Source organism: Paraburkholderia sp. C35 (assembly GCF_003121405.1).
GTDB lineage: Bacteria > Pseudomonadota > Gammaproteobacteria > Burkholderiales > Burkholderiaceae > Paraburkholderia.
Genome location: NZ_QBUY01000055.1, coordinates 12471 through 26982 on the forward strand (window position 1 = coordinate 12471; position 14512 = coordinate 26982).

At 62.3% G+C, this 14512-nt stretch carries 11 protein-coding genes; 6 read left to right on the plus strand and 5 right to left on the minus strand.

The genetic code is table 11. The features are described from left to right. Positions 1–214: 214 nt before the first annotated feature. The 4 genes from DK391_RS26775 to DK391_RS26790 all read left to right on the plus strand — a co-directional run bounded on the left by DK391_RS26775 (position 215) and on the right by DK391_RS26790 (position 4234). Positions 215–1144: a LysR family transcriptional regulator gene (locus DK391_RS26775; RefSeq protein ID WP_109481026.1), complete on the plus strand. Its 930-nt coding sequence runs from the start codon at positions 215–217 to the stop codon at positions 1142–1144. A 414-nt stretch (positions 1145–1558) separates the two neighbouring features. Next, positions 1559–2083, plus strand: a complete 525-nt coding sequence (locus DK391_RS26780; RefSeq protein ID WP_109481027.1) for a nuclear transport factor 2 family protein — start codon at positions 1559–1561, stop codon at positions 2081–2083. A 59-nt stretch (positions 2084–2142) separates the two neighbouring features. Further along, positions 2143–3120 (plus strand): zinc-binding alcohol dehydrogenase family protein, encoded by a 978-nt coding sequence (locus DK391_RS26785; RefSeq protein ID WP_109481028.1) that lies wholly within the window; start codon positions 2143–2145, stop codon positions 3118–3120. Between the two features lie 172 nt (positions 3121–3292). Continuing rightward, the gene (locus tag DK391_RS26790; protein WP_109481029.1) at positions 3293–4234 is read left to right on the plus strand and encodes a LysR family transcriptional regulator; all 942 of its coding nucleotides are present in this window, start codon (positions 3293–3295) and stop codon (positions 4232–4234) included. A 10-nt stretch (positions 4235–4244) separates the two neighbouring features. Here DK391_RS26790 and DK391_RS26795 read toward each other — a convergent pair whose 3' ends face one another. The 5 genes from DK391_RS26795 to DK391_RS26815 all read right to left on the minus strand — a co-directional run bounded on the left by DK391_RS26795 (position 4245) and on the right by DK391_RS26815 (position 13064). Then, entirely contained in the window at positions 4245–6128 is a 1884-nt protein-coding gene (locus DK391_RS26795; RefSeq protein ID WP_109481030.1) for an ATP-binding cassette domain-containing protein, read from the minus strand. Continuing rightward, positions 6125–7000, minus strand: a complete 876-nt coding sequence (locus tag DK391_RS26800) for an extracellular solute-binding protein (RefSeq protein WP_204117442.1) — start codon at positions 6998–7000, stop codon at positions 6125–6127. The genes DK391_RS26795 and DK391_RS26800 overlap by 4 nt, the downstream gene beginning before the upstream one ends. Before the next feature lie 113 nt (positions 7001–7113). Beyond that, the gene (locus DK391_RS26805; RefSeq protein ID WP_109481032.1) at positions 7114–8574 is read right to left on the minus strand and encodes an efflux transporter outer membrane subunit; all 1461 of its coding nucleotides are present in this window, start codon (positions 8572–8574) and stop codon (positions 7114–7116) included. Positions 8575–8588: 14 nt separating this feature from the next. Beyond that, positions 8589–9842 (minus strand): efflux RND transporter periplasmic adaptor subunit, encoded by a 1254-nt coding sequence (locus DK391_RS26810; RefSeq protein WP_109481033.1) that lies wholly within the window; start codon positions 9840–9842, stop codon positions 8589–8591. Positions 9843–9851: 9 nt separating this feature from the next. After that, positions 9852–13064, minus strand: a complete 3213-nt coding sequence (locus DK391_RS26815; protein WP_109481034.1) for an efflux RND transporter permease subunit — start codon at positions 13062–13064, stop codon at positions 9852–9854. A 321-nt stretch (positions 13065–13385) separates the two neighbouring features. Here DK391_RS26815 and DK391_RS26820 point away from each other — a divergent pair, with 321 nt between their 5' ends. Both DK391_RS26820 and DK391_RS26825 read left to right on the plus strand, forming a co-directional pair. Continuing rightward, complete coding sequence (locus DK391_RS26820) at positions 13386–13652, plus strand: DUF4148 domain-containing protein (RefSeq protein ID WP_109481035.1); 267 nt, start codon at positions 13386–13388, stop codon at positions 13650–13652. Between the two features lie 174 nt (positions 13653–13826). Continuing rightward, the gene (locus DK391_RS26825) at positions 13827–14504 is read left to right on the plus strand and encodes a DUF4410 domain-containing protein (protein ID WP_109481036.1); all 678 of its coding nucleotides are present in this window, start codon (positions 13827–13829) and stop codon (positions 14502–14504) included. Positions 14505–14512 lie beyond the last annotated feature (8 nt).

A 14512-nucleotide genomic window follows, 5' to 3' on the forward strand; every position in this document is an offset into this window, starting at 1 on the left:
CGAAGCAACATTTGTTGTATAGGACCACGGTACTTATGCGAAATCGTTGACGAATGGTCGTCATCTGGTTTAGTTTTCTACTGTCGGAGATCTTCGATATCTACAAGTACTTTGTTCGTCTATTTGGCTGGACTCGCGCCGATGTACTGGGCGCGTCAGTTTTAGCCAGAACCCGTAGCGAACTTCAGATAAAACCTGCAATTCAGGAACCACAATGAACAAGTTCGTGGACATGGCCACGTTTGTGTCCGTTGTCGATGCCTCGAGCTTTTCCGAAGCCGCACGCAGACTCGGTACAACCAAATCGATCGTCAGCACTCGCATACGGCAACTCGAAAGGCGTTTGGGCTGCGCGTTGCTGGAGCGCGAACGGCCTCTGCGCATGACGATGGCAGGCGGCATGTTCTATGAAAGCGCTTCGCGCGTTCTGCAAGACGTGAAACTCGCTGAGGAGTCGGTGCAGGACGTCCAGAGCAGCCTTAGCGGGCCTTTGCGGATCAGCGTGCCGTTGGCGTTGCTGGCACGGCATCTCGGGCCGATCCTGTCGTCGTTTGCCGAGCATCATGCCGAATTGCAACTCGATATCGACACGCAGGACAGAGCCATCAGCATGCAGGACGGCCAGTACGATGTGATGATTCATACGGGCGAATTGCCCGACAGCAGCCTGGTTGCGCGGACCGTCACCACATACCGCAGCGTGATCTGCGCGAGTCCCGATTATCTTCAACGCTACGCAGCGCCTGCCCATCCACGCGACCTGGCCAATCATTACGGCGTCAATTACTACAATCGCGAACCGAACGGCATGTGGAGTCTCGTCGTCGACGGGAAAAGGCAGTCGTTTCGGGTCAAGCCGCGCATGCGCGTGGATTCGGAACAGATGCTGCTGCAGGCTGTGCGCGCCGGTTTGGGTCTCGCCATCTTGCCCACCTATATCGCTGCCGAGCAGCTTCTCTCCGGTGAACTGATCCCCGTGCTAAAGGACTATGCACCTCAGTGCGGGCACATGTCGGTGGTCTATCGCAAGGCCGTTCGCACTCCTCCCAAGATCAAGGCATTGGTGGATTTTCTGACCACGCATGTTGAAGATCCTGCCAACTGGGATGCACATCTGATCGCGACAGGTGTCGTGAACCGCTGACTCACCCATTTGTTTAGCAGAACAGCTAAACGGTTTTACGCGGTCTCTCGCGGCGCCGATTCGCCGCCATCGCTCGTCATACATCCAGTCTACGTCGTCGGGCAACGTGGGGAGTCAACGCGCGATTGCCGACGTGTTCGAGCAAACCGAACTTCAGGTTCGAACCGCCACGTCTTTCTGCGCGTATGCCTTCCGACTACTCTCTGAACGCGCAGGGTCGAAGCGTATATCGAGCAACACTAAGGGGAGAACTGCAACCGCACTGGTTGTCGGTGCGCCAGCCCGTGCGGGCATGGCCGAAACGCTCTCGATACCTGCGCCTTCCTCGAATGGCTATCGCATCACTACGCCTTCGTGATCTGAATCGTCGAAACGCCCTGAATACTGCGGGCAATATCGAAACAGGAGAAAGCCATGAATCATCGTGAACGTTTTGTCGCGAGCAGTACGCGCCTCTTTCTGATTGTGTTGATGACGGCGACGCTCGCCATTCCGCTGTCGGCCGCTGCGGGAGATCTGCCATTCTCGAGCGATCCACAAGTACTCGCGCGGCAACGGGATGTCTATGACGTCGTCAATCGCTACGAGAAAGGGCTCAATACGAAGGATACCGATGCGATTGTCAGCCTGTTCGCCGACGACAGTGTTGCCGAATGGAATGACAAGGTCACCTATGCGACACGCCAGCAGAAGATAGACGGCTATAACGCGCTCTTCAAAAGCGTCACCTTCCAGACGAAGTTCGCGTACGACGCGATCGATGTCTACAGCGATATTGCCCTCGTGCGAACCCATCATCACGTTGGCGCGAGCTATATGGAGAACGGCAAGAAAGTCGCCGATCACAACCGTGAACTGTTCGTGCTGAAGCAAACGGGCGGGACCTGGAAAATCATTCTCTACATGTTCAACAGGGATCCGAAGCAAGGCGAAGGTTGAGGCGCGGCACACAGGCAGCCAGTACATATATTCCTCGAACAGTACCGAAGGAGGCAGTCATGCCGACGATGACGGCAGCAGTCATCCGTACAGCTGGCGGACCCGAAGTTCTCAGGCTCGAAGAGCTGCAGATTCCCGTGCCGAGGTTCGGCCAGGTATTGATCCGCGTGAAGGCGTTCGGGCTGAACCGGTCGGAACTGTTCACGCGGCGCGGCCTTTCGCCCGATGTCGACTTTCCGCGCGTGCTCGGAATCGAAGCCGTTGGCCTCGTCGAAGACGCGCCGGGCGGCGAGTTCCATAAAGGCGATGTCGTCGCCACAGCCATGGGCGGCATGGGACGCCGGTTCGATGGTGGCTATGCGGAGTACACCTGCGTGCCCGCCAACCAGGTGCAGAGGCTCGATGCCAACCTGCCCTGGGAAAAACTCGGCGCGTTACCCGAGATGCTGCAAACCGCCTGGGGATCGCTATTCAGGGCACTCGATCTGGAGCACGGCGACCGTCTGCTGATCCGGGGTGGAACCACGTCCGTGGGTCTTGCGGCCGCGTCTTTGGCCAAACATGCGGGCGCGTTCGTGATTGCCACCACGCGTCGCCGGACAAAGAGCGGGCTTCTGCTGGAAAACGGCGCCGACGAAGTCGTGATCGACACCGGCAACATCGCAAACGAAGTCAATGCGTTAATGGGCGGCGGCGTCGACAAGGTCATGGATCTGGTGGGCGCGACCACCCTGATGGACTCGTTGCGTTGTGCGAGACGCAGCGGCGTGGTCTGCATGTCGGGCATCGTGGGCGATGCGTGGGCGTTCAAGGATTTCGATCCGCTCGAAGCGATACCGAGCACGGTGCGGCTGACGGTGTACAACGGTGGATCGACGGAATTCATCACGACGCCTTTTGCCCGTCTGGTCCGTCTGATCGAGCGAGGGCAACTGCGCATCAACGTGGGCAGGGTGTTCCGGCTCGATCAGATCGTCGAGGCTCATCAATGCATGGAAAACAACGAAGCAAACGGAAAGATCGTGATTCTGACCTGACGCCGGTTGCGCAAGAAATCCTGCAACAACATTACTTGTGTCCGACGATTTCACTAAATGAAATTGTCGGAGCGTCGTGAACAGTCAATTCAACGGCAGAGGCTTTATCTACGCATGCCGCATTTGTACAGTCCACACTCGGGTCTCTGACTTCAACGGCAGAAGCGCAACGATGGACTATCTGCAGTCACTCAGAATGTTTGTAAAAATCGCCGAGCTTGGCAGTTTCGCGAGCGCGGCGGATCAGATGCACGTATCCAGCGCGGTTGCTACGCGCAGTGTTGCGTCGCTCGAAGATCGTCTCGATGCGCGGCTTCTGCAGCGCACGACGCGCAACGTGACGTTGACGGAAGCAGGGCGCCTGTTTCTCGAGCGCGTCAGGGCGATTGTCGAGGACATCGACGACGTCGAAGGCGGACTGCTCGCCGCGACGGGCGCGCCCTCGGGCACCTTGCGCATTGCCGTGCAGGGCAACCTCGGTGCGGGCTACCTCGCGAAACTGTTGAAAGGCTATACGGCGCGCTATCCGCTCGTCGTACCGCAGGTGATGTACGCCGACGGCCCGATCAGTCTCGTCGAAGGTCGTTTCGACGCCGCGCTGACAAGTGACACCTATCCGCATCCAGGCTCGGTCGTTTCGCGTGTGTTCGCGCGTCTGGACATGATGCTGGTCGCGTCGCCGCACTATCTGTCAGCCCGGCGTGGCGACACGCAACTGGCCGATATCGAGCCGCTCGTCATGCTTTCGCACGATGACGGCACGGCGAGCACCGAACATGATCCCGTGCGCCGATGGCTGGATACGAATGCCGCGCACGCGACGCATATCCGCGCCAACAACAGCGGCATGCTGCGGCGTATGGCAATTGAAGGCATGGGCGTGGCACTGCTGCCCGTGGCGCTCGTCGAAGACGATCTGAGCGACCGTGCGCTGGTGCAGGTGATGTCCGACGTGCCGCTGCCGTCGATGGGCCTATCGGTTGCGTATGGTAGCCGGCGCAATCTTGCGCCGAATGTGCGTGCTCTGGTCGATTTTCTCGCCGAGCAGTTGAGCAGCGAGCGTTTGCCCGTCACGTTCAGACACGAAGACGCGGCGCTCATGCCGGGAGGCTGACACGCTCCGTCTACGCATGCGATGAAACGGGCCGCATGCTTTCCTGCCGCGCGACGCGCGAGCCGTTCATCCATACGCTGACGCCGCGCGGATCGATTGCGAAGCGCGCCGGGCCGCGTTGGATGACGTGCGCGGCATCACCGTCGCACGCGATATCGAAACGCATCCCGCCGATCTCCGCCACCGCGTAAAGATCGCCGTGCCGTAACTCGATGGAGTCGATGGTTCCGGCTTGCGCGCCGTCCGATGCAATCGAAATGGCAGAGGGCGCGATGCGCCACATCACGCTATTACCGGCCGACATGTCATGCTGTGACGTTTCCAGCACGAACCCCGCCGCCGTCTCGATCATGCCTGGCGCAAGCACCTTGCCTTCGCCAACGTTGTGCAATCCCAGCAGCGCGGCAACCTGCAACGACGCGGGTTGCCGGAATACGTGATCGACGGTGCCCGCCTGCAGCACGCGCCCGCGCTCGATGACGAGCACTTCGTCCGCGAGCAGCGCGGCTTCGTCGGGATCGTGCGTGACCAGCACGGTGACCGCTGAAATTTCGCGCTGCAACGCGCGCAGCGATTGCTGGAGCTTGCGGCGGCGCGGGGTATCGAGCGCAGAGAACGGCTCATCGAACAGCAGTAACTGGCTGTGCCGTGACAGCGCCCGTGCCAGCGCGACACGCTGCCGCTGACCGAACGACAGCTGCCCCGGCAAGCGACCCATCAGCGCCGACAGCCCGAGATGCTCGACCCAATAGCGCGCGCTCGCGGCATCTGCATCGACGGGAAACGACAGCTGGCGGGCCAGCGTCATGTGCGGAAAGAGGCCGTAATCTTGCGGCACGTAACCGATATGGCGCTGCTCGGGCGGCAGCGGGTCCAGTTGCGTCTCGCCGAAGCGGACATATCCCGCTTCATTCTGTTCGAGTCCTGCAATCAGCTTTAACGCCAGCGATTTGCCCGAACCCGACGGACCGATTATCGCGAGCCGCCGTGTGGAAGGCGCCCATTCGATGTCGAGATCGAACGCGCCGAGCTTGCGCCTGAGCGCGAAGGCGAGACGCGGATTCGGCAGGGCAGGGCGCGCGTCTTCTTGCGTTGGCTGATCCAGTGCGTCGCCGTTGTCGATGACGTCCAGCAGACGCGGACGCCCGTCGCGCCACGCAACCGACAGCGCCGCGCACAACACGGCGATGACGAGCGTCGGCAACAGCAGCGGCATCATCGCGGGCCGCCCCTGGCCGCCGAACACCACGTACGTGTACACAGGCAGCGAATACGGGTGATACGCGACCATCACCGTCGCGCCGAACTCGCCGAACGCGCGCAGCCATGCGAGCACGAGACCGGCACGAATCGATGGCCACGCGATGGGCAGCATCACGCGGAAAAAGCGGCTCGCCGCCCGATGCCCGAGTGTAGATGCGACGTCTTCGTAGACGGGATCGATAGCGGCAAACGCCGAGCGCGCCGCGACGATCAGAAAGGGCGCCGCCACGAAGGTTTCAGCGAGCACGATGCCCGTGAACGAATCAGTGAGGGCGCCGTTGGTCAAGCGACCGAGCCAGCTATACGGCCCGAGCAGAAACAGCAGCAGAATGCCGCTGGTGAGCGGCGGCAGCGCGAGCGGCAACTGCACGATGAAACCGAGCAGCGCCATCCCGCGCGAGTTCGAGCGCGACAGCCAGTAACCGAGCGGCACACCGCCGATCAGGATGACGAGGGCAGCGATGCTCGCGCTGCCCGCCGATACCGCGACGGCCGACCACGTGCCGCTCCAGTCGACGCCTGCCCAGTCCGCGTGATCGATCTGCGGAATGCTCGCGATGAACGGCGCGCACAGATAAAGAGCGAGCAGGCAGGCGAGCCAGAGCAGCGGCCGCGCGGTCTTGCGTGTCATTGCGCGGCGTCGAGCACAGCCTGCACGGACGACGGCACGGCTTGCGCGTTGCCCGTGACGGCCGGCTTCACGATATCGACGCCATGTTGCTTCAGCAGCGCACGGCCCGACGCGCTCAGCAGAAAGTTGACGAAGCGCGCTGCGCCGGCCTGATTCGGCGCGTCATTCAGGATGGTGAGCGTGTAGCTGGCCTTGGCCTGCAGTTCGGGCGCGGGGCGGATCGCGGGAATCTTCAGGTCGGAGGTTTCGGTCGAATAGAAGAAACCTGCATCGAGTTGACCGGATTGCAGACGGCCCACCAGCGTCTCTTCCGGCAACACCTGCGCCGGATTTTCCGGATCGCCGAGCGTCTTCTGCACCAGATCCGGTTCGTGATACAGCTCGGCCGCCTTCGTCATCATCTCCACCGTGAATGCACCCTTCGGATCGAGCTTCGGATCGGTGCGGCCTACGCGAATGCCCGGCTCCTGCAGCACTTCATCCCAGCGCTTCTTCTTGAAGTCGGCGGCAAAGCGGCTTTGCGGGTTGTAGCCGATCATCAGCGGCGATTCGGCGAATGTCACGTACCACGAGACGTGATCGCCGTTCGCCGCGCCCATCAGGCCCGGATTGACCTTCGGGCTCGCGCTGATGAACACGTCGCCTTGCCGCAGCTTGCCTTTGATCTGGTTGGCGATCAGGTTCGAGCCTGCCGCATAGCCCTGAAAATGAATGCCTGTTTCCTTTTCGAAAGCTGGACCGACGCTGCGCTCCATCAGGTTCACGAGCGAACCGGCATACAGCACCTCGACCTTGCCTTCATCGGCAGACGCCGCGCCCGTGAAAAGCAGACCCGACAACACGATTCCCGACAACAGCAGCTTACGCATCACGATTTCCCCGTTACGTTATGAACGGCCATATATTACGACGAGCGTGGATGGCGCTGCAGTCGAGACAGCACGCGGTCGCGCCGATTCGCACGGCGCATTCGTGTTAGTGCATGTCAGTTGGTTGCGTCTGCATCCGTCAGCGACGCGCGATTCCAGCCGCCGCCAAGCGCCTTCAGCAGTTGCACGCTGGCATCGATACGCCGTGCGTCGATCTGTTCGGCTGTGCGCTGATTGGAAAGCGCGATGGTTTGCGCCGTCACCACATCGAGGTAATTCACGGCGCCCGCCTGATAGCGATTGGTGGTGAGTTTCAGCGAGAGATCGGCGGCTGTGGTGGCGCGCTGCTGGCTGTCGGCTTCGTTCGCGAGCGTATCGAGCGTCGAGAGTTGATCTTCGACCTGCTGGAACGCGACCAGCACAGTTTGCCGGTAATCGGCGACGGTGCCGTTGTATTGAGCCGTCGCGCCTTTGAGCGTGGCCGTGCGGCGTCCGCCGTCGAACAGCGTGCCCGCGAGCTGCGAACCGAGCGACCAGAACAGGCTCGACGCCGTCAGCCACGGCGCGAAGAATGTGCTCTCGAGACCTGCCGAAGCCGACAACGTGAGATTCGGATAGAACGCCGCATGCGCTTCGCCGATCTGCGCATTGGCGGCCGCGACGCGCCGCTCGGCAGCGGCGATATCGGGACGGCGCTCCAGCAATTGCGACGGCACACCTGCCGGAATCTGCGGCAGCGCGATGGTTTCCACCTTCGAAGGCAGCGCAAACGACGAAGCCGGCTGGCCGATCAGCGTCGCGATGGCGTGCTGAAGCTGCGCGCGTTGCACGTCGATGTCGCTGTCCTGCGTGCGCGTGCTTTCGAGTTGCGTCTGCGCCTGCGCGACGGCCGATGCATCGATTGCGCCGTCCTTCAGTTGCTGCTGCACGATGCGCAGCGCCGCAGCGTAAGCGGTGACGCTGTCGTCGAGCAGCTTCTTTTGCCGGTCGAGCGAGCGCAGATCGAAATAGTCGGTGGCGAGATCGGCGGCCATGGACAGACGCACCGATTGCAGATCGGCTTCGCTGGCTTGCGCGTTATCGCGGGCATTGACGGTGGCGTCTTTCACGCGGCCGAACAGATCGGGTTCCCAGCTTGCCGCGAGGCCAGCGGAAAAGTCCGGTACGGTTTTGCCTGCGAGACCGCGATGCACCACATTCTGCGAGGTCCGAAAGCGCTGCGCGGACGTTCCTGCTGTCACGGTGGGCGAATAGCCTGCCCGCTGATAATCCACCATTGCGCGCGCCGCTTCGAGTTGCGCGACGGCTTTTTGCACCGTCTGATTCGACACGTCTATTTGCGCTTCGAGATGGTTCAGTTCTTCGTCGCCGTAGAGCGTCCACCACGGGCCGCGCGGCTGCGCGTCGGCGGGTGCGGCGACTGTCCAGCCCGCCGAGGCTTGTGGCACGCTCGCGAAATGATCGGGCACAGCCGTTTGCGGCTGCGAGTAATGCGGCAGCGTCGAACATGCGGTGAGCGCGCTGGCGACCGCGACGGCAAGCGACTTGCGAACCAGCGACGCATGAAGATTGAACATGATGAACCTCGTCTTTAGCTGTGCGTCGCGGATGTTGCTGGCGCCTGCACAGATGACACACGCACTGTTTCACCGTCGCTGATCGCATCGCCGGGATTGTTGATCACGCGGTCGGTCGCATCGAGTCCCGTCGCGACTTCGACATAGGTGCCGAAATCGCGACCGATGGTGACGGTCTTGAGTTGCACCTTGTCGTCCTTGCCGATCACCGCGACGGTCACGCCATCGGGCCGGAACAGCAGCGCGCTGACGGGCGCTTCGAGCGCGGGATGTGCGGTGACCAGCGCAAGATGAACCTGCGCGTACGCGCCAGGCAGCAACGCACCGTCGCGATTGTCGACATCGACTTCGACGCGCAACGTGCGGCTCACCGGATCGATGGCATCCGAACTGCGCGCGACCGTCGCGTCGAACCGGCGGCCAGGATACTGCTGCGTTGTCAGATAGACCTTCGTGCCGGGCGCGACGCTTTGCGCATCGTTCTGCGGCACATCGACAAAGACACGCAGCCGGTCGGTCTGCTGGATGTGAAACAGTTCGCCGCCATTGGCCGCGATGCCAGGCGAGCCGCCCGCTGTCACCAGCGCGCCGACATCGACGTTACGCGCCGTGATCACGCCGTTGAACGGTGCCGTCACCTTCTCGTACGACACCAGTTCCGAGAGCCGCGCAACGTTCGCCTGCGCTGCCTGCCATGCCGCGAGTTTCGCGGCGCTGTCGCTGGTCTTCGCGTTGGCGTCCTGCTGCGACACCGACTGCGTTTGCAGCATGGTTTGCCAGCGCTGCGCCGTGCTGCTCGCAAAGCTGTAATTCGCCTTCGCGTTGGCTTCGTCGGCGCGTGCCTGACGCAATTGCGCGTCGAGTTCCGGCGTCTGGATGTCGGCGAGTGTCTGGCCTGCGCTGACTTTGGCGCCAATGTCCATGTACCAGTGCTGGATGTAGCCGCTGGTGCGCGCGTAGATCGCGGCATCGGCGAATGGCATCACGCTGCCCGGCAACAGCAGTTCCTGCGAGGCTGGCGCGCGCGTCGGCGTCAACGCTTCGACGCTCAGATAGCGCTGCGCGTCGACCTGCTGCGTGAGCGCCGTGCTCGCATGCAGACGCGGCACGATGCCGATAGCCAGCAGCGCAGCGGCGACGGCCGCGAGTGCCATGGGCAGCACGAAGCGACGTCTGCCGCGCGTGGTCGCGGCGCTGGAGAGTGCGAGATTGGTGCGAGGTGTCGGTTCGTGACCCGACGGCAGATCGGGCAGATTGGGCGTGGTCATGGCAAGTCCTCAGTTGGCGTGTGTGGTCACGTCGGCGTTGGCGGCATCGGTGGAACCGTTCGTGCGTTTGGCGCGGCGTTTCGCGAGCCACGCGTGCACCATGCCGAACACGACGGGCACGAACATCAGCGTCGACACCGTGCCGATGGCGAGACCACCGATCACCGCGCGCCCGAGCGGCGCGTTCTGCTCGCCGCCATCGCCGAGACCGAGCGCCATCGGCAGCATGCCGATCAGCATGGCGAGCGCTGTCATCAGCACGGGACGGAAGCGGTTGAAGCCGGCATCGAGTGCGGCGGCCAGCGGTTCCATGCCGCCCGCGAGCGATTCGCGCGCCGTGTTGATCACGAGAATGCTGTTGGCCGTCGCGATGCCGATACACAGAATCGTGCCCGTCAACGCGGGGACACTGAGCGTCGTGTGCGTGGCGAACAGCATCCACGCGATGCCCGCCAGCGAGCCCGGCAAGCCGCTGACGATGATCAGCGGATCGAGCCACGACTGGAAGTTCACCACCATCAGCAGATAGACGAGTGCGATCGCGAACACGAGGCCGGCGCCGAGACCCGTGAACGATTCGTTCATCGATTGCACCTGGCCGCGCATCACGATCGACGAGCCGGGCGGCAGTTGTGCACGCGCGGCATCGACGAGTTTCGTCACGTCCGAAGCGACGCCGCCCAGATCGCGTCCTTGCGTCGACGCGAAAATATCGAGCACGGGCTGCACGTTGTAGTGCGACACGACGGCCTGTTGCGTGGTGCGCGACATCGTGCCGAGCGTGCCAAGCTGGTTCTGCGGATTGACGCTTACCTGATTGGTTGTCAGCGGAATGTTGGAGAGCGTTTGCAGCGAGTGAATGTCGTATTGCGGCACTTCCGCCATCAGCGGATAACTCACGCCATTCTTCGGATCGAGCCAGAAATTCGGCGTGGTCTGCGAACTGCCCGAGAGCGCGATCAGCAGATTCTGCGCGACATCTTTTTGCGTGAGGCCCGCCTGCATCGCTTTCGTGCGATCCACATTGACGTCGATGGTCGGTTCGTCGCCGGGCTGCTGGATGCGTGCATCGACAAGACCGCGCACGCCGCGCATCTGCGCGAGCAATTTGTTCGCGACGACGCGGTTCTGATCGAGCTTGTTGCCGACGATCTGCACGTCGATAGGCGCGGGCAGGCCGAAGTTGAGAATCTGGCTGACGATATCGGCGGGCAGGAACGCGAATGTCACGCCGGGGAACGCTTGCGTGAGCACGTTGCGCAACTGCGCGACGTACTGCGCGGTTGGCTTGTGGTTGGGCGTGAGCGTGATCATGACGTCGGCGTCTTCGGGGCCGATCGGGTCCGCGGAGTCGTACGTCAGGTTGATGCCGCTCACAGGCACGCCGATGTTGTCGAGCACGGCGGCCTGCTCCGATTTCGGAATCACGCTGCGAATCTTCGCTTCGACTTCGTCGGTGATGCGCGCGGTCTGCTCGATGCGCGTGCCGGTTGGTGCACGCAGATGCAGGCGGATTTCGCCCGTATCGACGGCGGGGAAAAAGTCGCGTCCGGCAAACGGAATCAGTGCAAGCGACGCGAAACACAGTGCGAGATAAACGGGAATAAAACGGCGGCGATTCGCAATCGCGCGTTGCAGCACGCCGTGATAACTATTGCGGACCGCTTCGAAGCGCCGCTCGAAGCCGCGTTGAAAGCGCGTGAAGACGGCGAAGCGCCCTGACGCGGCGTGCCCGTCAGCAGACGGCGCGCGCATCAGATACATCGCGAGCGTGGGAATCAGCGTGCGCGAGAAGAAGTACGACGCGCACATCGCGAACACGACGGCTTCTGCCAGCGGCACGAACAGATAACGCGCGACGCCCGACAACAGAAACATCGGCACGAACACGATGCAGATCGACATCGTCGACACGAAGGTCGGCACGGCAATCTCGCCCGAGCCGTTGAGAATCGCGTCGTGCAGCGGCGCGCCTTTTTCCAGATGATGCGTGATGTTCTCGATGGCCACGGTCGCGTCATCGACGAGGATACCGACGGCCAGCGCAAGGCCGCCGAGCGTCATGATGTTGATGGTCTGTCCAAGCGCGGCCAGCGCAATCAGCGAGGTCAGCACGGCCAGCGGAATCGACACGGCGATGATCAGCGTCGCGCGCCAGCTGCCGAGAAACAGCAGGATCATCGCCGCCGTCAGACAGGCCGCGATCAACGCTTCGCGCACCACGCCGGAAATGGCGGACTTCACGAACACCGACTGATCGCCAAGCGGCGTGATCTTCAGCGCACTCGGCAGGCCCGCGGCGATCTTCGGCAACATCGCCTTGACCTGCTGGATGATGGTGAGCGTCGAAGCACTGCCTGTCTTTTCGATTTGCAGCAGCGCGGCGCGCTTGCCGTCGCTGCGCACGATATTGGTCTGCGGCGCATAACCGTCGATCACATGCGCGACATCGCGCACATACACCACGCTGCCGTTGACTGTCTTGATGGGCAGATCGTTGAGCGCAGCCACCGTCTGCGTGCTGCCGTTCATCTCGACGTTGTATTCGCGCGAACCGATTTTTGCGGTGCCGCCGGGCAGAATCAGGTTCTGCGCGTTGACGGCATTGACCACATCGGCAGGCGCGAGACCCTTGGCCTGCAGCGCTTTGGGATCGAGTTCCACCATGATCTGGCGGATCTTGCCGCCATATGGCAGCGGCACGGCGGCGCCCTGAATCGTCGCCAGTTGCGTGCGGATAAAACTGTTGCCGAGATCGTAGAGCGTTTGCTCGGGCAGCGTCTTGCTCGACAAACCGAGCTGCAGCACGGGCACTGTCGACGCGTTGTACGTGATGATGTTAGGCGGCAGCGTGCCGGGCGGCAGCACGCGCAGAATCGACGCGGAATTCGACGCGGCCTGCGCGATCGCGCGGTTGATGTCCGCGCCCGGATGAAAGAACACCTTCACCACGGCAACACCGTTCAGCGATTGCGACTCGATGTGCTCGATATCGTCTACGTCGGTCGTGAGCGCGCGCTCGTAGTTCGACGTGATCCGATGCGCCATGTCCTCGGCGGAAAAGCCGTTATACGACCAGACGATGCTGACAACAGGAATGTTGATGTTCGGGAAGATGTCCGTCGGCGTGCGCAGGATCGCGAGCGGCCCGACGATAAACAGCAGCACGGCCAGCACGATGAATGTGTAGGGCCGCCGCAGGGCCAGTTTGACGATCCACATGACGTTTCCTTGGACGGTGATCTGTCGGCACACCCACACGCAAATCACGCCCGGGCAGTTCATGGGGTCGCAGTGTGGCGGCGGGGCACTTACTCACGAGTGACTGTGACATTACAAATTCGACATCTGGCGGCCAGCATAAACGGCGACACGGTGGCCCGATTGCGTATATGACCGATTTGTCATCTGAGAGACAGGGTTTGGTCAGCGGTCAGTGCACACAATGGCGCTATCCCTTTCAGGCATGCAAAGCAAAGGGCATTGGGGTCACATCCGCAAGAGTGTGGCGCTGGTCGAGGACTCACATGCAGGTGAACCATCATGAAAGCACTGATCCAAGCCGTAGCTGTTTCGTGTGCGCTGGCTGCGCCGGCACTTGCCTTTGCTCAGGCCAATCAGGGCGAGGTCACACGCGCACAGGTGCGTGAAGACCTGCAACGCGTCGAAGCGGCGGGCTATCGCCCGGTAGCCAAGGACGCTTTTTATCCCGACGACATCCAGGCCGCTGAAGCCAAGGTCGCGATGGAGCAGCAAGCGGTAGGCGGCACGTCGAACGGCACGATGCAGACGGGCGCTCCGAAGCAGTAACCGGTGCGCTTCGGAAACTGAACAGGCTGGGCGGGCGTCAACCGCCCGTCTTTCCGGCTCGTCCTGACGGCGCCGATGCGCCGTGGCGAAGCATGTCCGCCTGTTTCTGGCAGGCGGCGTATATTCATCGCATGTCCAACCGTTTCCGCACGATCGTCAGATCAGGAGACTGCGATGAACAGCCGATGGTGCATCCGCCCGCTGGCGGCGCTGCTGCTTGCCGCGTCGGCGTGCGTGGCGCATGCACAGCAGACAGGCGCGCCCGCGCCCGTCGTCTACGTGTCCGACTTCGAACTCGACGCAGCGGACATCACCCCTGATCAAAGCCGTCTGAGCCGCGCGCGGCGTTTTGCCGGCAGTCTGTCGCCGGTGCATCCGTTGCAACAGGATCCGCAGCAGAAAGCGCAGGCACTGGTCGCGAAGATGTCGGATACGCTTGTCGCCGATTTGCAGCACGACGGCATCGACGCGCGCCGCTTGCCCGCCAATGCACCGCTTCCCGCCCAGGGATGGCTCGTGCGGGGCGTATTCCTCGCCGTCGATGAAGGCAATCGCGTGAAGCGCGCCGTGGTGGGCTTCGGCGCGGGACAGGGCCGGATCGAACTGGCCGTCGCCATCGATCCGCTGCCCGAGCAATCTCCCGCGCCGCTTTATCAGACCGTCGACGGGCAATCGGACAAACATATGCCCGGCGCAATCGTCAAAATGAACCCGTACGCAGCGGCGGCCAGATTCGTGATGGCGGGCAACGATCAGCAGGCCGACATCAAACAGGCCGCCGGGCAGGTCACGGATGCGGTGATCGCGCGTATGAAGGCGGGCGCTCCGCAAGCGCAAGTGCCGCAGCAGTAAGGCACGGG

Excerpts from the sequence above, each read along its gene's own strand:
- DK391_RS26775 (WP_109481026.1), top strand. The coding sequence starts at position 215 with ATGAACAAGTTCGTGGACATGGCCACGTTTGTGTCCGTTGTCGATGCC.
- DK391_RS26780 (WP_109481027.1), top strand. The coding sequence starts at position 1,559 with ATGAATCATCGTGAACGTTTTGTCGCGAGCAGTACGCGCCTCTTTCTG.
- DK391_RS26785 (WP_109481028.1), top strand. The coding sequence starts at position 2,143 with ATGCCGACGATGACGGCAGCAGTCATCCGTACAGCTGGCGGACCCGAA.
- DK391_RS26790 (WP_109481029.1), top strand. The coding sequence starts at position 3,293 with ATGGACTATCTGCAGTCACTCAGAATGTTTGTAAAAATCGCCGAGCTT.
- DK391_RS26795 (WP_109481030.1), bottom strand. The coding sequence starts at position 6,128 with ATGACACGCAAGACCGCGCGGCCGCTGCTCTGGCTCGCCTGCCTGCTC.
- DK391_RS26805 (WP_109481032.1), bottom strand. The coding sequence starts at position 8,574 with ATGTTCAATCTTCATGCGTCGCTGGTTCGCAAGTCGCTTGCCGTCGCG.
- DK391_RS26810 (WP_109481033.1), bottom strand. The coding sequence starts at position 9,842 with ATGACCACGCCCAATCTGCCCGATCTGCCGTCGGGTCACGAACCGACA.
- DK391_RS26815 (WP_109481034.1), bottom strand. The coding sequence starts at position 13,064 with ATGTGGATCGTCAAACTGGCCCTGCGGCGGCCCTACACATTCATCGTG.
- DK391_RS26820 (WP_109481035.1), top strand. The coding sequence starts at position 13,386 with ATGAAAGCACTGATCCAAGCCGTAGCTGTTTCGTGTGCGCTGGCTGCG.
- DK391_RS26825 (WP_109481036.1), top strand. The coding sequence starts at position 13,827 with ATGAACAGCCGATGGTGCATCCGCCCGCTGGCGGCGCTGCTGCTTGCC.